Annotated in this window: 24 protein-coding genes and 4 pseudogenes; 19 read left to right on the top strand and 9 right to left on the bottom strand. The window is 70.8% G+C overall.

The genetic code is table 11. The annotated features are described in order from the left end of the window. Window positions 1–30 precede the first annotated feature (30 nt). Window positions 31–786: a helix-turn-helix transcriptional regulator gene (locus ACZ48Z_RS10255; protein WP_468735373.1), complete on the bottom strand. Its 756-nt coding sequence runs from the start codon at window positions 784–786 to the stop codon at window positions 31–33. A 10-nt stretch (window positions 787–796) separates the two neighbouring features. Next, a complete protein-coding gene (locus tag ACZ48Z_RS10250; protein ID WP_468735372.1) occupies window positions 797–1,735 on the bottom strand; it encodes an alpha/beta hydrolase in 939 nt (312 codons plus the stop codon). A 302-nt stretch (window positions 1,736–2,037) separates the two neighbouring features. Between ACZ48Z_RS10250 and ACZ48Z_RS10245 the strand changes: the two genes are divergently transcribed. From ACZ48Z_RS10245 to ACZ48Z_RS10205, 9 genes and pseudogenes are all read left to right on the top strand, one after another. Next, window positions 2,038–2,535, top strand: coding sequence for a hypothetical protein (locus ACZ48Z_RS10245; RefSeq protein ID WP_468735371.1), 498 nt, complete (start codon window positions 2,038–2,040; stop codon window positions 2,533–2,535). Between the two features lie 233 nt (window positions 2,536–2,768). Beyond that, window positions 2,769–3,263, top strand: a complete 495-nt coding sequence (locus tag ACZ48Z_RS10240; protein WP_468735639.1) for a MarR family winged helix-turn-helix transcriptional regulator — start codon at window positions 2,769–2,771, stop codon at window positions 3,261–3,263. A gap of 154 nt (window positions 3,264–3,417) precedes the next feature. After that, entirely contained in the window at window positions 3,418–4,029 is a 612-nt protein-coding gene (locus ACZ48Z_RS10235) for a DsbA family protein (RefSeq protein ID WP_468735370.1), read from the top strand. 39 nt (window positions 4,030–4,068) lie between these two features. Then, window positions 4,069–4,875: an MBL fold metallo-hydrolase gene (locus ACZ48Z_RS10230; RefSeq protein ID WP_468735369.1), complete on the top strand. Its 807-nt coding sequence runs from the start codon at window positions 4,069–4,071 to the stop codon at window positions 4,873–4,875. Next, window positions 4,866–5,288 carry a nuclear transport factor 2 family protein gene (locus tag ACZ48Z_RS10225; protein WP_468735368.1) on the top strand — a complete coding sequence of 141 codons (423 nt, stop codon included), beginning with the start codon at window positions 4,866–4,868 and terminating at the stop codon, window positions 5,286–5,288. The genes ACZ48Z_RS10230 and ACZ48Z_RS10225 overlap by 10 nt, the downstream gene beginning before the upstream one ends. A 56-nt stretch (window positions 5,289–5,344) precedes the next feature. After that, window positions 5,345–5,545 carry a hypothetical protein gene (locus tag ACZ48Z_RS10220; RefSeq protein ID WP_468735367.1) on the top strand — a complete coding sequence of 67 codons (201 nt, stop codon included), beginning with the start codon at window positions 5,345–5,347 and terminating at the stop codon, window positions 5,543–5,545. 7 nt (window positions 5,546–5,552) lie between these two features. Then, on the top strand, window positions 5,553–5,660 hold the full coding sequence (locus ACZ48Z_RS10215) for a nuclear transport factor 2 family protein (protein ID WP_468735366.1): 108 nt from the start codon (window positions 5,553–5,555) through the stop codon (window positions 5,658–5,660). 57 nt (window positions 5,661–5,717) lie between these two features. Then, window positions 5,718–5,980, top strand: a pseudogene (locus tag ACZ48Z_RS10210) (bifunctional 4-hydroxy-2-oxoglutarate aldolase/2-dehydro-3-deoxy-phosphogluconate aldolase); the annotation flags it as partial. Between the two features lie 7 nt (window positions 5,981–5,987). Further along, a pseudogene (locus tag ACZ48Z_RS10205) lies at window positions 5,988–6,359 on the top strand (PfkB family carbohydrate kinase); the annotation flags it as partial. Between the two features lie 55 nt (window positions 6,360–6,414). On the opposite strand, the gene ACZ48Z_RS10200 reads toward ACZ48Z_RS10205, so the two are convergent. Beyond that, the gene (locus ACZ48Z_RS10200; RefSeq protein WP_468735365.1) at window positions 6,415–8,139 is read right to left on the bottom strand and encodes a GAF domain-containing sensor histidine kinase; all 1,725 of its coding nucleotides are present in this window, start codon (window positions 8,137–8,139) and stop codon (window positions 6,415–6,417) included. Window positions 8,140–8,497: 358 nt separating this feature from the next. On the opposite strand from ACZ48Z_RS10200, the gene ACZ48Z_RS10195 reads away from it, so the two are divergent. The 4 genes from ACZ48Z_RS10195 to ACZ48Z_RS10180 all read left to right on the top strand — a co-directional run bounded on the left by ACZ48Z_RS10195 (window position 8,498) and on the right by ACZ48Z_RS10180 (window position 10,801). After that, on the top strand, window positions 8,498–8,953 hold the full coding sequence (locus ACZ48Z_RS10195; protein WP_468735638.1) for a pyridoxamine 5'-phosphate oxidase family protein: 456 nt from the start codon (window positions 8,498–8,500) through the stop codon (window positions 8,951–8,953). Window positions 8,954–9,270: 317 nt separating this feature from the next. Beyond that, entirely contained in the window at window positions 9,271–9,651 is a 381-nt protein-coding gene (locus tag ACZ48Z_RS10190; RefSeq protein ID WP_468735364.1) for an STAS domain-containing protein, read from the top strand. 128 nt (window positions 9,652–9,779) lie between these two features. Next, window positions 9,780–10,349 (top strand): Rv1733c family protein, encoded by a 570-nt coding sequence (locus ACZ48Z_RS10185; protein ID WP_468735363.1) that lies wholly within the window; start codon window positions 9,780–9,782, stop codon window positions 10,347–10,349. Between the two features lie 26 nt (window positions 10,350–10,375). Next, window positions 10,376–10,801: a universal stress protein gene (locus ACZ48Z_RS10180; RefSeq protein WP_468735362.1), complete on the top strand. Its 426-nt coding sequence runs from the start codon at window positions 10,376–10,378 to the stop codon at window positions 10,799–10,801. 88 nt (window positions 10,802–10,889) lie between these two features. On the opposite strand, the pseudogene ACZ48Z_RS10175 reads toward ACZ48Z_RS10180, so the two are convergent. Further along, window positions 10,890–11,348: pseudogene (locus tag ACZ48Z_RS10175) on the bottom strand (phosphoketolase family protein); the annotation flags it as partial. 41 nt (window positions 11,349–11,389) lie between these two features. Here ACZ48Z_RS10175 and ppk2 point away from each other — a divergent pair. Continuing rightward, window positions 11,390–12,193, top strand: coding sequence for a polyphosphate kinase 2 (ppk2, locus tag ACZ48Z_RS10170; protein WP_468735361.1), 804 nt, complete (start codon window positions 11,390–11,392; stop codon window positions 12,191–12,193). 17 nt (window positions 12,194–12,210) lie between these two features. Here ppk2 and ACZ48Z_RS10165 read toward each other — a convergent pair whose 3' ends face one another. The 4 genes and pseudogenes from ACZ48Z_RS10165 to ACZ48Z_RS10150 all read right to left on the bottom strand — a co-directional run bounded on the left by ACZ48Z_RS10165 (window position 12,211) and on the right by ACZ48Z_RS10150 (window position 15,173). Then, window positions 12,211–13,086, bottom strand: coding sequence for a universal stress protein (locus tag ACZ48Z_RS10165; RefSeq protein ID WP_468735360.1), 876 nt, complete (start codon window positions 13,084–13,086; stop codon window positions 12,211–12,213). Further along, window positions 13,083–14,105 (bottom strand): zinc-dependent alcohol dehydrogenase, encoded by a 1,023-nt coding sequence (locus tag ACZ48Z_RS10160; RefSeq protein ID WP_468735359.1) that lies wholly within the window; start codon window positions 14,103–14,105, stop codon window positions 13,083–13,085. The genes ACZ48Z_RS10165 and ACZ48Z_RS10160 overlap by 4 nt, the downstream gene beginning before the upstream one ends. 12 nt (window positions 14,106–14,117) lie before the next feature. Beyond that, window positions 14,118–14,338, bottom strand: a pseudogene (locus ACZ48Z_RS10155) (universal stress protein); the annotation flags it as partial. A 205-nt stretch (window positions 14,339–14,543) separates the two neighbouring features. Continuing rightward, window positions 14,544–15,173 (bottom strand): hypothetical protein, encoded by a 630-nt coding sequence (locus ACZ48Z_RS10150; protein ID WP_468735358.1) that lies wholly within the window; start codon window positions 15,171–15,173, stop codon window positions 14,544–14,546. 208 nt (window positions 15,174–15,381) lie between these two features. On the opposite strand from ACZ48Z_RS10150, the gene ACZ48Z_RS10145 reads away from it, so the two are divergent. The 5 genes from ACZ48Z_RS10145 (at window position 15,382) to ACZ48Z_RS10125 (ending at window position 19,978) form a co-directional block, all read left to right on the top strand. Further along, window positions 15,382–17,070 carry a SulP family inorganic anion transporter gene (locus ACZ48Z_RS10145; protein ID WP_468735357.1) on the top strand — a complete coding sequence of 563 codons (1,689 nt, stop codon included), beginning with the start codon at window positions 15,382–15,384 and terminating at the stop codon, window positions 17,068–17,070. 186 nt (window positions 17,071–17,256) lie between these two features. Next, window positions 17,257–17,718, top strand: a complete 462-nt coding sequence (locus tag ACZ48Z_RS10140) for a cyclic nucleotide-binding domain-containing protein (RefSeq protein WP_468735356.1) — start codon at window positions 17,257–17,259, stop codon at window positions 17,716–17,718. A gap of 15 nt (window positions 17,719–17,733) precedes the next feature. Then, window positions 17,734–18,420, top strand: coding sequence for a CBS domain-containing protein (locus ACZ48Z_RS10135; RefSeq protein WP_468735355.1), 687 nt, complete (start codon window positions 17,734–17,736; stop codon window positions 18,418–18,420). A 217-nt stretch (window positions 18,421–18,637) separates the two neighbouring features. Next, a complete protein-coding gene (locus tag ACZ48Z_RS10130) occupies window positions 18,638–19,339 on the top strand; it encodes a response regulator (RefSeq protein ID WP_468735354.1) in 702 nt (233 codons plus the stop codon). A 144-nt stretch (window positions 19,340–19,483) separates the two neighbouring features. After that, on the top strand, window positions 19,484–19,978 hold the full coding sequence (locus ACZ48Z_RS10125; protein WP_468735353.1) for a hypothetical protein: 495 nt from the start codon (window positions 19,484–19,486) through the stop codon (window positions 19,976–19,978). 97 nt (window positions 19,979–20,075) lie between these two features. Here ACZ48Z_RS10125 and egtD read toward each other — a convergent pair whose 3' ends face one another. Next, the gene (egtD, locus tag ACZ48Z_RS10120; RefSeq protein ID WP_468735637.1) at window positions 20,076–21,056 is read right to left on the bottom strand and encodes an L-histidine N(alpha)-methyltransferase; all 981 of its coding nucleotides are present in this window, start codon (window positions 21,054–21,056) and stop codon (window positions 20,076–20,078) included. Window positions 21,057–21,083 lie beyond the last annotated feature (27 nt).

Here is a 21,083-nt window from a genome sequence, read left to right as displayed (position 1 = left end):
ACGAAGGGGTGGCGCCGTGACCGCAATGGTTCACCGGCGTGTGCCTTCGGTTGTGCCTGCGGTTGCTCGAACCGGGGGTGTGAGGGGAGCCAGCGTGGTGGGCCGCACCGCGCCGGATCCGGCCGAGTCGCGCAGGAGTCGGGTCAGATCGTGGGGCTGTGCAGGCTCTGCGGTCGCAGTCGCCGCCGTCATGCGGTCCAGCCGGAAGCCCCGGCCCGCCCGGCGCGTGCGGCACCAGCCGATGAGGTACCACCGGCCGTCAGCGGTGAGCAGTCCGGCCGGTTCCACCACACGGTCGCTTTCGCGTCCTGCCGCGTCGATGTAGGAGAGCCGCAGCACCGTGTTGGTGGTGAGGGCCTGTTCCACCGCGGCGCGGACCGTGGAGTCGGTCGGCGAGGGCAGCGTGACGATCCGCGCGGCGAGTTCCTGCGCCGCCGCCGAGACCGGACCGGTCATCGAGGCCGCGATCTTCTGGGCTGCCGTGCGGGCCGCACCGGCGTACGGGGCGGAGCAGCCGGCCGCGGCAAGGGCGACGGCCAGCGCCGACGCTTCCTCGGCGGTGAAGTGGATCGGGGGCAGGGTCATCTCCGGGTCGACCGACCAGCCTCCGCCTCGCCCGGGCGCGGTGCGCATCGGGACACCGGACTCCATCAGAGCCTGGAGGTCGCGCTGCACCGTACGCGTGCTCACCTCGAATCGTGCGGCCAGCGCCGCGACCGTCAGCGGCCGCGGTGCTGCGGCCCGCAGCTCTTCCACCAACGCGTAGAGCCGTGCGGTGCGGTTCATGCCGGAGACGCTACCGTCCCGCGGCGGACAGGAAGTCCCGCTCGCGCCGCAGTTCCCGCTCGGTGACGGTCAGCGGGAACAGGGTGAAGCCGTGCATGGCGCCGGCGACGACATCGAGCCGCACAGGCGCGCCCGCCGCCTGCCACCGCTGCGCCAGGAACAGCGAGTCGTCCAGCAGCGGATCCTCGGTGCCGACGACGATCCGCGCGGCCGGCAGTCCGGCGAGGTCGGCGAACAGGGGCGAGACCTCGGGATCGCGGCGCTTTTCCGCCCCCATGCCAGGTGTGAACAGCTCGTAGGTCCGCCGCAGGGTGTCGGTGTTGCTCAGCAGCCGCTTGGAGCCGAACGATCGCTGACTTGGTGTCATCGACAGGTCGTAGGGGCCGAACAGCAGGTGGGCTGCTTTGAACGCGCCGGTGATGCCGTGCCGGTCGCGAAGGCGCAGCAGTGTCAGGACGCTCAGGTGCGCACCGGCCGATTCACCGCCGATCAGCAGCCGTTCGGTACCGAACTCGGCTGCGGCGTGGTCCACCAGCCATCCGGCGGCCCCTTCGCAGTCGTCGGGCCCGGCTGGGAACGGGTGTTCCGGCGCGAGGCGGTACTCCACGCTGACCACGGCCAGCCGGGTCTGCTCGGCGAGCCGCCACAGTCGTTCGTCCTGCCCGCCCGCGGAGCCGAAAACCCAGCCGCCTCCGTGGATGTGCAGATACACGCCGTCGACGCGGTCGGGCACGAACGCCCGGACCCTCACCCCGTCGGCGACGACGCGGTCTTGGCCCTGCGGCAGTCGCACCGGTGGCGTGTCGCCACCGAGCCGGTTGCGTCGAAGAGCGGCCAACGCGGCTGCGTCCAGCGGCACTTCGCGCGCCGGGCGACTCGCAGCGGAGGCCTCGAATTCCTTGTTGAACGCCAGGGTCTCAGCGAGGCAGTCCTCATCGGTGATCGTCACGCCGTCGACGATGGCAGCCGTCCGCGACAACACCCTGTCACCGTTTCCGGGTGAGCCGCATCACACGCCTGTCACACGGTCTCCTGCACGATCGCCCAGCGCCCCCAGACGTCGTGGACGCGCCCACATATGCAGTGAGCAGGGATCCTCTGGGGCGGCCGCCTCCCGGCCCGGCGTGACCGATACTCCGGTGAGCAACGAGGCCGAGGCGAGGCCGGGTTGAGGCTTCCGGGCCGACCGCCCACCTGCCGAACTGCGGCCACAACCCGGCCGCACACAGCGTCGCTCACTAGGCTGCGGGCGTGAAATACAGCGAACTCGAGGCGGACATACTTCGGTTGATCGTCGGAGCCACCGAGGAAGGCGTCCGGGCGTTCGGGGAGGAGACGGTCACCCGCCTTGTGCGGCCGGAGCTGTTCCGTGACGCCGCCGAGCACGAACTCAGCGACGAAGCCCGGGCGGCACTGGTCACCGCCGGCGCGAACGTCCTGACGATCAGCGCCCCCGAGCTGCACGACAAGCTCGCGACGATCGACGCCGGCATCCTGGTCGACGACGATCTGGACACCGGAATCCTCACCGCCGTCCAGGCGTTGGCGCACTGGCACAGCTACCTGAAGCAGAACCGACGCGGTGAGCTCTACGAACTCGCCATCCGTTCCATCGAGGACGTCGACCACGAGGTCTCCGCCGATCTCGACGACTTCCTCGCCACACCGGAGATGGCCGCCGAGTACGAACGCATCCGCCGACTGCTGGGCCCCGGCACGGTTCAGGAACGCGAGCCCCTCTCCATGTAGCGCTCGGATCAGTGCGGCTCGCGGATGACGGCGACGCCTCCCGACGGGACGAGGGCTGCGGCGGAGAAGGGTTCGCGGGTGAGGAGGAATGCGAAGAGGGCGTGCGGTACTCATGGGTGGGGCTCCGGGAGATCGTGGAGGAGTGGCGCTGGACGGTCGTCCACAGCCGCCCTGCTCGCGCCCTGCATGATCGGTACGGTGGTACCGGGACGAGTGGAGGGGGCGGTGTGGCCGTGGGCGAGGAAGCGGAGATCGGGACGGCGAAGGAGGCCGCCGAGCATGAACTCATTCTGGCGTTCGGGCGCCTGCAGGGGGCGGCCAACCGGCTGGAGTACATCCTCGGCCGGGCGCTCGAGGAGGAGTGCGGTATCAGCCATCTGGTCTTCGAGGTCCTGCTGATCCTCGGCCGGGCGGGGGATCCGGGGCTGTCGATGCGGGCCGTCGCCCAGGAGCAGGTGCTGACCACGGGAGGCGCCACCCGGCTGGTGGACCGTATGGAGGCGGCGGGTCTGGTCGAACGCGCGGAGGACCCCGGAGACCGGCGCGGGCGACTGGTGCGCCTCACCCCGCTGGGCGAGGAGACGGCCGTACGAGCGTCACGGGTCCACCTGGAGAACATCCAGCGGCACTTCGTGCAGCCTCTCCCGGCCGGGGACCGGGCGCGATTCGCTGAGGATCTGCGCATCCTCAGCCATGCGGCACGGGATGTACTGCCCCGGCTGCCCTGACCTGCGGCTGCGGCGCCACCGCTGAGGTCATGGCGTCACCCGCCACGGTGTGGTCCAGGTCACAAATGCACGGAAATATCTGAGCAGTCAGGTACTGTTTTGTCAGGTGAATCGCTCGCGGAAGGTGCGAGCCCCCACCCTGCCGAGGTCCCTGATGAAGCTCGTCTATGTCTTCGATGCCTACTGCGGCTGGTCGCACGGATTCTCCGCGACCTTGCGCGAGGTTGCCTCACGCCATCCCGAACTGCCGGTCGAGGTGGTCTCCGGCGGTCTGTTCACCGGCCCGCGCCGAGTACCGGTCCGTGAGTTCGGTTATGTGCAGGGCGCGAACGCGGAGATCGCCAAGCTGACCGGTGCCGTGTTCGGTGAGGGATACGAGCGGTTGATCGCCGACGGCTCGTTCGTGATGGACTCCGAGGCCGCCGCGCGCGGTGTCGCCGCCCTGCGTCAGGTGGCCCCCGAGCGGGCGGCTGAGCTTGCCGTCGCCCTCCAGCAGGCGTTCTACGTCGAAGGTTCGAGCCTGTCCGAGGCGGCGACCTACCGGAAGGTCGCCGAGGCGGCCGGGCTGGACGCCGACGCCGTGGTCGCTGCGTTCGAGTCTCCCGAGGCGCCCTATGCGGCGGCGGACGACTTCCACCGCGCGGCCGAACTCGGGGTCACCGGCTTTCCCACCCTGCTGGCCGTCGAGGGCCGGCAGGTCAGCGTCCTGGCCCGCGGGCATGCCACCGCCGACGAAGTGGACCGGCGTCTCGCGAGCCTTTCCTGAACCCTCATTTCCCACCCCCCCCCGCAAGGAGAACCGACGATGAGCACCCTGTCCTTCAAGGTCCTGGATCTGGACTTTCCGGCTGGATCCAGGAACAAGACCGCGACGCTGGTCACCGGTGAGAGTGAGGCGTTGCTGGTGGATGCCGCGTTCACCCGCGCGGACGGTCACCGGCTGGCGGCCGAGATCCTGGACTCCGGCAAGACGTTGAGCACGGTCTTCGTCAGCCATGCCGACCCCGACTTCTACTTCGGTGCCGAGGTGATCGCGGACGCGTTTCCCGACGCGGTGTTCGTGGCGACCCCGCTGGTCATCGAGCACATCCAGGACTCCTACGAGGGCAAGCTGAAGGCGTGGGCGGCGCTGGGTGCGAACCTGCCCACCCGTCTGGTCGCCCTCACCCCGCTCACCGGCGACCTCACCCTGGAGGGCCACCTCTTCGAGCTGAGGGGCGGCCCGGCCGGTCTGCCCGACCGGCACTACCTGTGGCAGGCGGAGTCCCGCGCCCTGCTGGGCGGGGTGCTGCTCTTTCAGCAGGAGCACGTCTGGGTCGCCGACACCCCCACCCCCGGTGACCGCGCCGCCTGGATCACTCTGCTGGACGAGATGGCCGCCCTGGACCCGGAGCTGGTGGTGCCCGGTCACCGCCTGCCGAACACGCCCGCGGATGTGTCCGCGATCTCGGCGACCCGTGAGTATCTGGTGGCGTTCGAGGAGGAGCTGGCGGCGGCGGCCGACGGTGCGGCGCTGACCGAGGCGCTGGTCAAGCGTTATCCCGGTAACGGCATGCTGATCGCCGCGCAGATCGGTGCGAAGGTCGCCAAGGGGGAGATGAAGTGGGGCTGACCGTGAGTGAGTTCGCTGTGTCGTCGGCGCCGGCTGATGTCGTGCGCCGTCAGTACCTTGCCTCGGCGGCCGGGGATCTGGAGGCGTTGCGGGCCACGCTGGCGCCGGATGTGGAGTGGACGGAGATGGCGGGGTTCCCGCTGGCCGGGACCTACCGCACCCCTGAGGGTGTCACCTCGAATGTGATGGAGCAGTTGGGCAAGGAGTGGGAGGGCTGGGCGGCGCATGACGACAGGTATGTCGTGGAGGGGGAGAACGTCGTGGTGCTGGCGCGCTACACCGCCACCAACAAGGCCACCGGCAAGGCGATCGATGTGCGGGTCGCGCACCACTTCGTCGTACGCGGCGGACTCATCGTGCGCTTCGAGCAGTTCGTCGACACCGCCCTGGTCCGCGACGCCATGAACCCCTGACCACACCACCCGGTAGCCGCAGGCCGTCCGTGGAACGTCCGCAAAGGGAGAAGCGCGTGTCCGCTGCCGACAACAAGGCACTCGTCATCGCGTCTTACGAGCAGGCGTTCAACGACTACCAGCCGGAGGAGGCCGCCGCCGCGTATCTCGGGGAGAGTTACACCCAGCACAACCCGGAGAAACGCAGGACAGCCCGCAGGTGTTCGTCGGCTATGTCCACTGGCTGCGCGGGCCGTTCCCGGACCTGCGCCCGGTGACCGGGGCATGGCCGTCGCCGACTTCTGGCGCCTTTCCGACGGGAAGATCGTCGAGCACTGGGACGTGATCCAGGAGGTGCCCGAGAAGAGCGCCAACGACAACACCATGTTCTGAGTCGGCGGCCGCGTTCGCGCTGTCCTTGCGTCACCCCGCCGTGTGTCGCGGCACAGGGCCCTCGCCCGGGGCGCCGACGCCGTCAAGCTCTTCCCCGGCTCCTTCGGCGGCCCCGGCTGTCTGCGGGCCCTGCGCGACCCCTTCCCCGAGGTGCCCTTCGTGCCCGTCGGCGGAGTGGACGCACAGGCCGCCCGCGACTACCTGGACCGGGGGCCCTCGCCGTCGGCGTCGGCTCAATGCTGGTCGGGGACGCGGCCGACGGCGGCGACCTGGAGCAACTGCGCGTCCGCGCGGGCGCGTTCCGCAAGGTGGCCGCGGGGAGACCCCGTGACGACACCGACCGGCCGGGCGGCACCCGAAGTGGTGACCTTCGGCGAGACGACGGCGGCACTGCGAGCCCACGGCGCGCTGCGGCTCGGCGGCAGCCTCGGCCTGTCCGTGGCAGGAGCCGAGCCCAACGTCGCCATCGGCCTCGCCCGGCTCGGACACCGGGTCCGCTGGGCCGGCCGGGTCGGCGCGGACGAACTCGGCGCACTGGTGCTGCGCACCCTGCGCGCCGAGGGCGTCGACATCGGCCACGCCGTCACCGACGACGCCGGCCGCCCCACCGGACTGCTGCTCGCCGAACCGAGCCTGGGCACGCTCACCCGCGTCAGCTACTACCGCGCCGCGTCCGCCGGTTCGGCCGTCTCACCGGCCGGCGAGGGAACGTTCGGCCTGTGTCGGGCGGGATCCGGTGGACGGACGCGGCCGGCTACTCCGCCGGCAACGGCACCCGCCACACCAACGCGGTGCCGCCCTCCGGTGACTTACCCAACTCCAGCTCACCACCGAGCTGTTCGGCCCGTTCCGCCATGTTGCGCAGCCCGCTGCGGCGGCCGTCGGGCGGGATGCCGACGCCGTTGTCCGTGACGGTGAGGCGGACCTGGTGGGAGTCCGTCTTGAGAACGATGTCGGCGCGCTCGGCGCGGGCGTGCCGGGCGATGTTGGTGAGGGCCTCGGAGAGTACGGCCACCACGTTCTCGGCGATCTCACTCGGTACGACGGTGTCGACCAGCCCCTCCATCCGCACGCTCGGCGCGAAGCCCAGCACAGGTGCCGCCTCGCCCACGAGGCGCACCACACGCGCCCGAAGACCGGCCCCTCCCGCACCCTCGTGGGAGCGCAGGCCGAAGATCGTGGACCTGATGATCTTGATGGTCTCGTCGAGGTCGTCCACCGCGCGCACCACACGCTCGGAGGCCTCGGGGTGATCGATGAAACGGCCCGCGCTCTGGAGGGTCATGCCCGTGGCGAACAGCCGTTGGATCGCCAGATCGTGCAGATCACGTGCGATGCGGTCACGGTCCTCGAGCACCGCGATCTGCTGGGCGTCCTGGCGTCGTTCCGCGAGTTCCATCGCGACGGCGGCCTGCGCGGCGAAGGCCTGGAGGGTCTCGGTCTCCGTCGCCGAGAACGACGGGTGCCCTGCTTCCCGTGCCAGCAGGAGCACGCCCCGGACACCATCGCCCGTGCCGATGGGTACCGCCACGGCGGGGCCCAGGCCCTGGAAGCGGGGAGGGTCGAGGGAGATCCGGTCGTCGCGGAGCACATCGGCACTGACGGCCGGGGCGACGGTGGAGAAGGCCAGCCCCATCAAGGTCGTCTCCCGGGGCAGCACCAGCCCGCGGTGCGCCTCGGCGTCCAGCCCCACAGCGATCTCCACGGTGAGCGAGCCGGTGTCCTCCATGGGCAGCGCGACCGCGGCGAGCGCCGATCCGGTGATCTCACCGGCCCGCTCGGCGATCGGACCGAGCACGTCGGTACGCCCGTCGCCGGACATCAGGGCATGAGTGATCTCCGCGTTCGCCTGGAGCCAGCGTTCCCGCAGCCGGGACTTTTCGTACAGGCGGGCGTTGTCGATGGCGACGCCGGCGGCCACGGCCAGGGTCGACGTGACCGAGATGTCCTCCTCGTCGAACTGCGCCCCGCCGCGTTTCTCGGTCAGGTACAGGTTGCCGAAGACCTGGTCGCGCACCCGGATGGGGACGCCGAGGAAGGTGTTCATCGGCGGGTGGTTCGGCGGGAAGCCGTACGAGGCAGGGTGCTCGGAGATCTTCGCCAGGCGCAGCGGTTCGGGATGGCGGATCAGTTCGCCCAGGATGCCGTGTCCCTCCGGGAAGGGGCCGATCCTCGCGATCTGCTCCTCGGTGACGCCGACCGTGTGGAAGGCCGACAGGCGCCGGCCGTCCGGCCCGATCACACCGAGGGCCGCGTACTCGGAGTCGACCAGCACCGCCGCGGCCTCGACGATGCTGCGCAGCGCCTGCTCCAGATCCAGCTCCCGGCCGACCGAGAGCAACGCCTCCAGCAGGCTGTGCACCCGGTCCCGGGTGCCACGGGCCGCGTCCAGGCGCGCCTGGAGCTCCTCCAGCAGCTCATCGAGTTTCAGCTGCGGCAGCCGTACGCGGGCCTCATGGGGCTCCTGGGGGCTTCCCACCTGCGTCTCCTCGGGTACCTCGGGCGGGCTGACGCCGGCCGCTCCAGCCGTGGTTCACGCTACCGGCCCGCAGCCGGCGCCGGTACGGAGTCGGGTCCTTGTGGTATCCCGTCCGGTGGCCGGGGCGCCGGGGCCGTTCGGCCCTGCCGCAGGGACGGGCAGCACCTGTTCGACACGGGTCCACCTGTTCGACGCTGGAGTCGGTCCGAGCCCGTCGACCCGAGGAGCACCCGTCATGGTCCGTCACGTGTACGACTTCCGCGAGGGCCGCCGGGACATGGCGGATCTGCCGGGTGGCGAGGGCGCGAACCCGGCAGGGATGACCCGGCTGGACCTGCCGGTCCCGCCGGGCCTCACCATGACCGACCGCCACCTCACCGTAGAACCGCGCCGCCGTGTCGAGCTCGACGCCACCGAGGCGCTGCGCCTGCTGGGCAGTGTGTCCCTGGGGAGGATCGTCTTCACCCGGCACGCCCTGCCGACCGTACGCCCGGTCAACCATGTCCTGGACGGCGGCGACATCGTCATCCGCACCCACGAGGCCGCCACCCTCACCTCCTGCGCCCGGGAGACCGGTGGCCCTGGCGTGGTGGTCGCCTACGAGGCCGATGTCATCGACCATGACACGCACCTGGGCTGGAGCGTGGTGGTGACGGGGTACGCGCAACTCGTGACCGAACCCGGTGAACTCGCCCGCCTTTCGACGATGTCGAGTCCCTGGGTGGAACAGACGATGGACCAGGTGATCCGTGTCCACCCCGACCTGGTCACAGGCGTCCGGCTCATCGTGGACGGCCGCCCGGGCGAGATGTGAACGCACCCGGGCCGCCGAGAGGATCGGAAAGCGCCGGCAGCGGTGAGTGGGGCGGCGGCCCAGGTCGCCCGGCGGCCGTTCGGTCTGTTCCCGTTCGGCCATGGTTCGTCCTCTCCCGCCGTCAGTCCTCATGTCGGGGACGGCCTCGTTCGGCTCCCCGCCGAGCACGGCCTTCCACGGTGCGGGGCCGCCACTGACCCGGTGTTCCAACCTGGCCCGCGCGCCTGGTCCGCCTGGGCCGGGCAGGTCTCTTTTCCCCGTCGACGGGGACCGTTCGGCCCTTCCTCGCCGTCGGCCGGGGCGGCTTGGATCGCACCATGTCCGAGAACCACATGGGGTCCGCGTTGTCGTACACAGTGCATGGCGTCGGCGGGACGACCGTCGTGACGCTGCACGGCGAGATCGATCTCGCGACGGCCGTCCCGCTGTCGGCACGCCTCGATGCCCTGACCTGCGATCCGCACCCCGACCTCGTGCTAGACCTGCGTCGCGTGTCCTTCGTCGACTGCGCGGGACTGGCCACCCTGTGCCGGACGCGGAACCGTGTCCGTGCACGGCACGGCCGGCTCCGCCTGGTCACCGACAGCAGCCGGCTCCTGCGGGTAGTCCGTGCCGCCGGTCTGGGCGGGGTCTTCGAGGTGCATTCCGACCTGCGCGACGTCCCGGACCGCACGTCCGCCGCGGCCGCGGCGGGCTGAACGGCCCGTCCCCGCCCGGCAAGCCGGTGCCGAGCGGCCCTGCGAAGTCCCTGTCCGGCCCGTCGCCCGGTCCGCCGGGTACTGACACCTTCAGAGGTGTCACGACCGCAGGAGGAGGTGAGGGGGACATGCCTCGCACCCTGTCGACGAGGAAGCGGTTCCGGCGCCGGCGGAGCAATCTGCTGCGACGACACGACGACGTCGTCGAGGCCTGGATCGTGGCGGCCGTATGGGCGGTCGTCGCGGTGGGAGGCACCGTCGCCGGTCTGGTGACGGCGCACGCCGCCGATGACGTGCTCGCCCGACAGCGCGTCGAGCGCCATTCGGTGCACGCCGTGCTCGTGAGCGACCCGACGAGTGTCACGTCGGACGTCCGGTCGTCGAGTGGCAAGGCCATGGCACAGGTCCGCTGGACGGCTTCCGACGGCTCGCCTCGCAGCGGACCCACCTTGGTCGACACGGGTCTGAAGGCAGGAGACGGCCTCGAGGTCTGGCTGGACAGCCACAGCACACCGACCACCGCACCTCCCGGCACCGCCGAGGCCGGAGTCCTCGGCGCCGGCGCCGGGCTCGCTCTCACCGGTGCCGTCTGCGCCGCCGGAGCTGTCGCGCGGTGGCGGCTCGACCGGCGGCGCATCGACGGATGGGGCCGGGAGTGGGATCTGGTGGAGCCGACGTGGGGGCACAGGACCGGTTGATCATCCCTTCCAGCAGGAGGCCCGCGATGTTCCAGAAGCCCGTCACCGAGATCGTGCTCGGAGTGGACGCCCGTGAACCTGCCGAGGGCGCCGTCCGCTTCGCCTTCGACACCGCCCGGCTGTGGGGCGTACGGCTGCGTGCCGTCCATGCCTGGAGGTTCCCCTCCTGTGCCGCGGAACTGCCCTTCGGCATACCGGAGGAGGACCGCGGCGTCTGGGAGGACCACGAGGTGCAGCTGCTGTCGGACGTTCTGCGGCCGTGGCGGGAGAAGTATCCCGAGGTGCATGTGCTGGAAGATGTACGGCTGTTCACCCCGGCGCAGGCCCTGGTCCGGTCGTCCGCGAACGCCGCGCTCGTCGTTGTGGGCCGAAGCTCCCGCGCCGAGCCGGGAACGGTCTCGCGGGCACTCCTGCGCGAATCCCTGTGCCCTGTCACCGTCGTGCCCCTGTGAACCGGTCACGGTGACGGCCCCGGCGCCCGGGAGCCGGGCATCGGGGCCGTACCTTCTCGGCGTCTACTCACCCCTCCGCTGTTCGTCCGCCACATGTCCCGCCCTCGTGGATCGACCCGGGCGTCTCCGGGGCCACATGGCTGGGCACCCCGCCGGGGAAGGAGAACTGCCGGAAAAGCCGCTCCATCCCCGCCCCGTCACGCGGCACGTCCGGGTAGGTCTCGCTGTAGCTGCCCTCCAGCCAGGAGTTGGCGAGCACGGCGGGCCCGCCGTGACCGGGGCCCCACACGCACAGCGCGTCCGGGCCGCGCGCCTTGATCACGCGGTTGAGGTGGGTGTACACGAGGTTGAGACCCGGCGAGGTGCCCCAGTGGCCGAGCAGCCTGGGCTTGATGTGCTCCGGTTGCAGGGGCTCGGTCAGCAGCGGGTCCGCCATCAGGTAGATCTGGCCCGCGGTCAGGAAGTTGGCGGCCCGCCAGTGGCTGTCCAGGGTGCGCAGTTCGTCGTCGGAAAGTACGGTGGCGTCCAGGTGTTCGACCTCGGACATGGGATGGCCCCCTGGGTAGGTCATCGGACGGTGGAGGCGGCATGGCCGGGAAGAGTGCGGCGAAGCTGCCGCGCGCGACGTACGAGAAGGAACTGCTGCGCCTGCAGACCGAGTTGGTGAAGCTCCAGGAGTGGGTGCGGGCGGAGGGCGCCCGGGTGGTCGTGGTCTTCGAGGGGCGGGACGCGGCCGGCAAGGGCGGCACCATCAAGCGGGTCGCCGAACACCTCAACCCCCGTGCCGCCCGCATCGCGGCGCTGCCCAAGCCGACCGAGCGTGAGCGCACCCAGTGGTACTTCCAGCGCTACGTCGAGCATCTGCCGGCGGCCGGCGAGATCGTGCTGTTCGACCGGTCCTGGTACAACCGGGCCGGCGTCGAGCACGTGATGGGCTTCTGCACGAAGGAGGAGTACCAGCTGTTCCTGCGGCAGTGCCCGATCTTCGAGCGGATGCTCGTCGAGGCCGGGATCGTGCTGCGCAAGTACTGGTTCTCTGTGAGCGACACCGAGCAGCAGGAGCGCTTCCGCAAGCGTCTGGAGGATCCGCTGCGCCGGTGGAAGCTGTCGCCGATGGACCTGGAGTCGATCACCCACTGGGAGGCGTACTCCCGGGCCAAGGACGAGATGCTGGTGCACACCGACATCGCGGAGGCGCCGTGGTTCGTCGTGGAGAGCGACGACAAGCGCCGGGCACGGCTGAACACGATCGCCCACCTGCTGTCCTCGGTGCCCTACCGGGAGGTGCCGCCGCCGGTCCTCGAACTGCCGAAGCGGCCGAAGTCGACCGGCTACGAGCGGCCGCCGCGCGATCTGCAGACCTACGTCCCCGACCACGCGGCGAGCCTCTGAGCAGCCGGTCACCCCGCTCACCCTTCTTCGGGGACGATCGCGACCGGGCAGTCCGAGTGGTGCAGCACCCGGTGGGCCACCCTCCCCAGCTGGAGCCCGAAGTGCCGCGGGCGACGCCTGGCACCCACGACCAGGAGGTCGGCGTGGTGCGAGGCGGCCACCAGCACCTCCCCGGCGGGACCCTCGGCCGTACGCCCGACCAGCCCGGCGTCGGCGGACACGTCCCGGAGGATCGCGTCCAGGGTTTCCACCGCCTGCTCCTCGTGCAGCCGGGCGGGCTCCCCGGCCATCAGTGGATGGTCGGTGCTCTCGTGCGCCGGGCACCGCCACGCCCGTATCGCCTCCACCGGCACGCCGCGCCGCGCGGCCTCCTCGACGGCGAAGGCCACGGCCGCCCTCTCCCCGACGCCCACGACGACGCGGCCGTGCCGCCCGGACCGGGCCTGGTTGTCGTGGGTGCCCCTGACGACGATCACGGGGCAGTGCGCATGCCCGGCCACCGTCAGGCTCACGGAACCCAGCACCGCCTCGGCCATGCCACCGCGGCCGCGGGTACCCGTCACCAGCGCGGAGGCGTTGCGGCTCTCCTTGACCAGCGCGTACTCGGGCTCCTCGAAGATCACCTCTGAGGTCACCTTCAGGTCGGGTTGCCGGGCGCCCGCGCGCCGAGCGGCGACCCGGACGACGTCCTGCGGCAGCACCCGGGCGGCGGGCGCACCCAGGTCGTGGGCCAGCGCGGCACCCTCGTACCGCTCCCACAGGCAGGCGTTCACGATCCGCAGCGACACCCCGCGCCCCACGGCCTCGTCGGCCGCCCAGTCGACGGCCCGCAGACTCGGCTCGGAGCCGTCGACGCCGACGACGACCGGCAGATCCATCGACGTCGCGCTCATCGTCCCGCTCCCAGGTCGAAGACGATCCGTGCCTTGACCTGGCCGCGCAGCACGTCCTCGATGGACTCGTTGACCGTGTCGAGCGGGCGGGTCTCGGAGATGACCCGGGTCCGGCCGGCCGCGTGCAGCTGGAACACCTCGGCGAGGTCCTGACGGGTGCCGACGATGGAGCCGATGACGCTGGTCCCGTTGAGGACGGTGTCGAAGATCGGGACCTGGAACGTGCCGTGCGCGGGCAGGGCGACCATGACGAGCTTGCCGCCGCGCCGCAGCCCGGAGTCGACGGCGGCGAAGGCGTCCTCGTTCACCGCCAGGGCGATCGCCGCGTGTGCCCCGCCGTACCGCTTGAGCACCTCGCCCACGTCCTCCTTGCGGGCGTCGATGACGAGGTCCGCGCCCAGTTCGGCGGCGAGTTCGAGTTTCTCGTCGGTGACGTCGATCGCCGCGACCCGGGCTCCCGCGATCTTCGCGTACTGCACGGCCAGATGGCCGAGTCCGCCGATCCCGGAGACCGCGACGAGCTGTGTGGGCCGCACGCCGGCGACCTTGAGCGCCTTGTAGGTGGTCACGCCGGCGCAGGTCAGCGGGGCGGCGTCGACGGCCGTGATGCCGTGCGGCACCGGCTGGGCGAAGTCGGCCCAGGCCAGCATCTTCTCGGCGTAGCCGCCGTCGCAGCCGTAGCCGGTGTTGACCTGCTGCTCGCACAGCGTCTCCCAGCCGGACAGGCAGTGCTCGCACCGCCCGCAGGCCTTGCCCAGCCAGGGCACGGCGACCCGCTGTCCCACGGACAGGTGAGTGACGCCGTCGCCGAGCTTCTCGACCAGGCCCACGCCCTCGTGGCCGGGCACGAACGGCGGAGTCGGCTTGACCGGCCAGTGGCCGCGGGCGGCGTGGATGTCGGTGTGGCACAGCCCGGAGGCCTCGACACGAACACGGACCTGGCCGGGGCCGGGCTCGGGATCGGGGCGCTCCTCGATGACCAGGGGCTCACCGAACGCTCGTACGACCGCTGCCTTCATGATTGCTGCTCCTCAGGGATGGGGGACCACGGCGACGGGCGCGGTGGAGTGGTGCAGGACGGCATGGGTGACGGAGCCGATGTGGGCGCCGAACGGGCTGCGGCGGACACGCCGGCCGACGACGACCAGCGAGGCCTTGCCGGAGGCGTCGGCGGGGTGATGGCCGGGAGTGCCGTAGGAGGACTCATCGCTGACCTCGACGCCCGGAAACTCTTGCGCCACGGGGCCATGACCTAGGACGAAGCGGTGGTCGAGGCCGGCGGTGACGGTGCGGGTCATGCTTCCCACCTCCTCGATCGGGGTCCCGATTCGAGCGTCGTCCCCGGATGCGGCCTCCGGGAGGGGCCGCATGTCCCTGTCCGGGGCCGACCGGCCCACACCGGTCCTCGTCGGCGCGGCGGACCCGCACCGGAGTGGGGCCCGCCGCGCCTCCCGCGGTCAGCGGAGCCAGCGGCTGCGACGAACCCGCGGGAGCTTGGACCAGCGCCTTCCGAGACCGAGGGTGTCTCCGGCCGAGGCGGCGGCCAGGACGATCAGGACGACGGCGTAGACGAGGTGGTAGTCAGCGAACGGGTTCGGCGACATGCTCGGCGAACCGTCGGAGAGATGCCGGGCGGGCGGCCACTCGGCGGCCCACATCAGCGCCATCATCACGGTGCCCGCGACAGCCGCGAACCGCAGTGCCACGCCGGCGATCAGCGCGACGCCGATGCCGAGCAGACCGAGCATGAACAGCCAGTCGGCCCAGGTGTCTCCGGCCCAGGAGTGGAAGGTGGACTCCATCGGCCCGGCGGCCACTGAGCCGAGGAAGCCCCTGGTGGGCGAGCCGCCGTCGATCCAGCCCCTGCCGGACCCGGTGGCGTAGCCGAGGCCGAAGGTCTTGTCGAGGAAGGCCCAGAGGAAGACGAACCCGGCGAGCAGGCGCAGGGACGCGAACGCGTAGGCCTGCGCGGTGTCCGTGCCGATGCGGGCCGACACGGCGGACTCGGACGCGGAAGCAGTCCGGCGCCCGCGGACGGACGGCAGGTGGAAGCCCGGGCTCCGGTGAGGGTGCTCGTGCACGGCCATGGTGGTGGTCCCTTCCGGGGGTCGCGGACGGTTGTTGTCCGACGTCCCTCACTCTTCTCTCGTGCGGCGGTGGCCGGCGGATGCCGAAGGTCGGTGACTGTTGGGCTGAACGGCCCTTTCAGTAGGGCCGGTTGGGAGCTTCGTCATGAAGAACTCGCGGTCCTGGGCGCTCCGGTGGATCCTGGGGCCGGACGGAGGAGGGTGGACCATGAGGCAGCACACGGACGCTCCGGGGTGGCGGCGCCTGGTGCCCGGGGCAGTCGCGCTCCACGGCTACCGGCGCGCCTGGCTGCGGGGCGACCTGCTGGCCGGCGTCACCGTGGCCGCATATCTGGTTCCGCAGGTCATGGCATACGCGGGCTTGGCGGGACTGCCACCGGCCGCCGGACTGTGGGCGATCCTGCCCGCCCTCGCCCTGTACTCCCTGTTCGGGTCCTCACGCCTGCTCTCGGTCGGGCCCGAGTCCACCACCGCGCTGATGACGGCCACCGTCGTCGGACCGCTCGCCGCCGGTGACCCGGGCCGCTACGCCACTGTGGCGGCCACTCTCGCGGTCGCTGTCGGACTCCTGTGCCTGGTGGCGCGAGTGGTGCGCCTGGGCTTCCTCGCGGACCTGCTCTCCCGGCCCGTCCTGATCGGCTACCTGAGCGGCGTGGCACTGATCATGATGATGGACCAACTGCCCAAGCTCACCGGGGTGAGGACGACCGGCTCGGACTTCTTCCCCCAACTGTGGTCTTTCATCAGCCACTTGACCGATGCCCACATGGCGACCATGATCCTGTCCGCCGCCGTACTCGCGTTCCTCTTCACGGTACCGAGACACGTCCCCGGCCCTCTGGTCGCCTTCGTCCTCGCAACAGCCACCATGGTCGTGTTCGATCTCGACGACCGGTACGGCATCAAGGTGATCGGCGAGATTCCGTCCGGCCTGCCCGCCCTCGCGTGGCCGGACCCGAGCGAGCTGCCACACCTGGTGCTGCCCGCCCTCGGCGTACTCATCGTCGCGTACACCGACTTCATCCTCACCGCGCGGGCGTTTCACGCCGAAGGCCCCGGGCTCGACGCCGATCAGGAGTTCCTGGCACTGGGCGCGGCAAACCTCGGCGCGGGCATCCTGCACGGCTTCCCCGTCAGCAGCAGCGCCAGCCGCACCGCGCTCGCCTCCTCGGCGGGCGCTCGCAGCCAGGTGTACTCGCTCGTCGCCGGGGCCGTGGTCCTCGCCGTCCTGCTCTTCCTCAGCCCCCTGCTCTCGCGCACGCCCTCCGCGGTGCTCGGCACGCTCGTCGTCTACGCAGCCGTCCGCATGATCGACCTCGCGGGCTTCCGCCGCCTGGCGGGCTTCAGGCGCCGAGAACTGCTGCTCGCGCTCGGCTGTCTGGCCGGCGTGCTCGCCCTGGACATCCTGTACGGCGTGCTCGTCGCCGTCGGCCTGTCGGTGGCCGAGCTGCTGAGCCGGGTGGCCCGCCCGCACGACGCGATCGAGGGCATGGTGCCGGGCGTGGCCGGCATGCACGACGTCGACGACTACCCGACAGCCCGCACGATCCCCGGCCTGCTCGTCTACCGCTACGACTCCCCGCTCTTCTTCGCCAACGCCGAGGACTTCCACCGCCGCGCCCTGGCCGCCGTCGACCGACAGACCGAGCCCGTGCGGTGGTTCGTCCTCAACACCGAGGCCAATGTCGAGGTCGACATCACGGCACTGGACGCGGTGGACGAGCTGCGCCGTGAACTCGGCAGCCGCGGCGTGGTGTTCGCCCTCGCCCGCGTGAAGCAGGACCTCTTGGACGCCCTCCAGGCGTACGGCCTCGCGGAATCCGTGGGCATGGAACTGATCTTCCCGACCCTGCCGACGGCAGTGGCCGCCTACCGGCGCCGGTCCACGGGGGACTAGACCGAATCGGTACGACCTGCCACCCGTGACACCTGTGCCGGGTGTCGGGGCCGGCGCCGTACGGACAGCGCAGGTCGTCTCGACGGAGCCGAGTGGTCCGGCCCATGGACCGAGTGGCCCATGGGCCGGAACCGGCGAGGGGCACAGGCTGGCACCGGTAGTTCCCACACCCTCGGGAGGCACGCCATGATCACCACCCCGACGCCCAGCACGCTGCGCGCCCTGCCGGCCGAGCACCGGCTCAGGCTCATGCGCGTCGCTCGTGAGGTGTCGATCCCGCAGGGGACGCGGCTGTTCGAGGAGGGCAGTGCGGCCGACCGGTTCTGGATCATCCGTACGGGAACCGTCGAGCTCGACATGCATGTCCCCGGTCGCCGCGCGGCTGTCATCGAGACCCTGCGGCACAACGAACTGGTCGGCTGGTCCTGGCTGTTCGTCCCGCACAGCTATCACCTGGGAGCCGAGGCGACGACTCCGGTGCGGGCGTACGAGTTCGACGCGACGGCCGTCCGCCTGATGTGTCAGGAGGACCCGGCCATGGGCAGCGCCGTGGCCCGCTGGGTCGGTGACGTGCTCGCCCACCGCCTCCACTCCGCCCGGATCCGCCTGCTGGACCTGTACGCGCCGTACGGCTCCGGCAGCTACTGAACGCGAGGAGTGATCATGCACGGCACCCCGCACATCGTCAGCGATGTCATGACGCACACGGTCGCCGCCGTAGGCCGCCGGACGACCTTCAAGGAGATCGTGCGGCTGATGCAGGACCGGAAGGTCAGCGCCCTGCCCGTTCTCGAAGGCGGGGCCCGGGTCGTCGGCGTCGTTTCCGAGGCTGATCTGCTGCCCAAGGAGGAGTTCCGCGACAGCGACCCCGACCGGTCCGTCCAGCTGCGCCGCCTCTGCGACCTGGCGAAGGCCGGGGCGGTCACCGCGGAGGAGCTGATGACCTCACCGGCGCTCACCACCCGCCCGGACGCGACCCTCGCCCAGGCCGCCCGCACCATGGCGCACTCCAAGGTCAAGCGGCTGCCGGTGGTGAACGAACTGGACATGCTGGAGGGCATCGTCAGCAGGGCAGACCTGCTCAAGGTGTTCCTGCGCGGCGACGAGGAGATCGCCGAGGAGGTCCACCGCGAAGTGGCGTCCTATCTGTTCCCCACCCCTGAGTCGGCGATCCGCGTCGACGTGCACGACGGAGTCGTGAAGCTCGTCGGCCGGGTCCGCGACACGTCTCTGGTCCCCGTGGCAGCCCGCCTGGTACGCGCCGTCGAGGGTGTGGTGGACGTGGACTTCGACCTGGAGGAACGAGGGAACTCCGGGAGCTCAACCGGTACTCCGCGTCCGGCATGGTGAAGGGAACCACCGGCACATCGCCGGTCAGCACCGGCTCGTCCCACCGGTCCGATCCCCCCCCGGCGTGAGGGCCACCGGTCCGTGACTGCCGGGCCGGCAGGGGCGCATCTCGAAGCAGAGGAGGGCCGGTCGGCCCTAGTGCAACCGGGCCCGGCGGGTGATGATCGTTGTCACGGACCGCTCGCGGTTCTTCCGCCACCGGGAACAAGGGGCCGTCATGACCGGGACACGCACCTTCACGGAGCAGAATCCGATCCGTGTCTTCCTGCTCGACGACCACGAGGTCGTACGACGGGGTGTCACCGACCTGCTCGACGCCGAACCCGACATCACGGTGGTCGGCGACGCGGACACCGTCGAGCACGCCCTGGTCCGGGGCCCGGCACTGCGCCCGCACGTGGCCGTACTCGACGTACGTCTCCCGGACGGCGACGGCATCACCGTCTGCCGTGAGCTGCGCAGCCGGATGCCGGAGCTGGCCTGTCTGATGCTGACCTCGTTCGATGAGGAAGATGCCCTGCTGGACGCCATCATGGCCGGTGCTTCGGGCTACGTCCTGAAGCAGATCCGGGGCTCCGACCTGGTCTCGGCGGTCCGCACGGTCGCCTCCGGCCAGTCCATGCTGGACCCCGCGACCACAGCCCGCCTGATGCGCTCGCTGCGCGCCGAACCCGCCGGGACGCCGACCATCGCGCCCGAACTGGAGAGCCTGTCACCGCGTGAGCGGGACATCCTCGCGCTGATCGGCGATGGCCTGACCAACCGGGAGATCGGCAAGAAGCTCTACCTCTCGGAGAAGACCGTCAAGAACCACATCTCCCGCCTGCTGGCCAAGCTCGGGGTGCAGCGCCGTGTGCAGGCCGCGGTCCTGGCTTCCCAGCTCGAACAGCCGGAGGCCGGCGACCACCCCGCGAGGTGAACTCCGGCCGGGCCGTCCGGAGCCCGAACAGGGGCCGCACGGCCCCTGCCTCTCCCCGTCCGCGAACGCCTCACCGAACTCGCTGAGGCGGCACACGCGGAAGGGGCCCGGCTGCACCACCTCTCGCCGCTGCGGACCGTTCGTGTGCTGCACCTCGCCAGGGAGGCGGAGCACCGCAACACCACCGACTCGGACAGGTCGCAGGAAAGCCGCCGTTGGATACGGGAAACGGACGGCTCCGGCCTCGGCATGCCACCCGGGGCACTCGGCCCCCAGGACTCCTCGGAACGCATCCCGATGCGCGACTTCGGCGCCCACCGCCACACGGGGGTACCCGCCGCACGACCCTTCGAGAAACGGCCGACGGTCGCCGTACTGACCACCGCCCACGACCGCCGTACCGACTGGCTCCGCGCAGGTCAGGCCCTTGAACGGGTTCTGCTCCTCGCCACCGCACACGGAATCCGCGCATCACTCCTGCACCAGGCCCTGGAGTGGCCTGACCTGCGTGAACGGCTCAGGCCGTCGACAGACGCCCGTCCCCGCCACGCCCAGATGGTGATCCGCTTCGGCTACGGCCCCGGCGGACCGGCCTCGCCTCGTGAAAACAGGGCTCGGCCGCGTGCACAGGACCCCTGACGGGCCACCCAAGGGATACGCGAAAGGCACCACCTTCCTACGCATCCCTTGTTCGATGTGGTCGCCAGGGGTCCTGGTGAGTCCGGTCGCCGTTTGTCTATTCGGCGCTGGCGAGAATCAGCGCGAACCCGGCGTCGGAGTCTGCCCAGAGTTCGTGTGTGCGGAGCCCTGCTCCGGCCATTTCATCCTCCAGTCCCTCCCTGGTGAACTTGGCGCTGCGCTCGGTGATCCATTCCTCTCCGTTGTCGAATTGAACCGCCAGGTCGAGTCCTCGGATCTTGACCAGCTGCTCGGCTCGGCTTCGCAGCCTCATTTCGATGTGGCTTTCCGTGCTGTTCCACACGGCTGCGTGGTCGAAGGCGTCAGGGTCGAAGTCGGCGTTCAGTTCGCGGTTCAGGACGTGGAGCAGATTTTTGTTGAATTCGGCGGTGACGCCCTGGGCGTCATCGTAGGCGGCGATCAATTCCTGCTCGTTCTTCACCAGGTCGGCGCCGAGCAGAAGGAAGTCCTCGGGACGCATGATGTCCCGGAGGCCACGCAGGAAGGGGCCGCGTGCGGGCCGGCGGAAATTGCCGAGTGTGCTGCCGAGGAACGCGAAGAGGCGGGGGCCGGCTTCCGGGAGTTCCGGTAGGACGAGGGGGCCCGTGAAGTCGGAGCGGAGGGCGTGCAGACGAATCCCCGGGTAGTCCGCGACGAGCTGGGCGCCGGCCTGGTGGAGGGCGTCCGCGCTGACATCGACCGGCACATAGCGCAGGCCCGTCGGCCCCAAGGCCTCGATGATCAGCTTGGTTTTGGTCGAACTCCCGGACCCGAGCTCGACAAGGCTGCGGGCTGTCGTCCGGGCGGCGATGTCGCGGGCGTGCAGGTGCAGCAGTCCCAGTTCGGCTCGCCACAGGGGGTACTCCGGGAGCTGGGTGATCTCCTCGAAGAGTTCGCTGCCCCGGCCGTCGTAGAACCACGTGGGCGCCGTGGACTTGGGAGTGCGGGTCAGTCCGTTGAGGATGTCGGCCCGCAGGGCCCTGGCGTAGTGCTCGGCGTCCAGGGTGTCGGTGTAGCCGTAGGTGCGGGTGCCGGTCACGGGTGCCTCACTTCGGTCGGCGGCGGA

This window comes from Streptomyces sp. NPDC031225, assembly GCF_055570355.1.
This window is presented reverse-complemented; position numbering and strand designations above follow the sequence as displayed.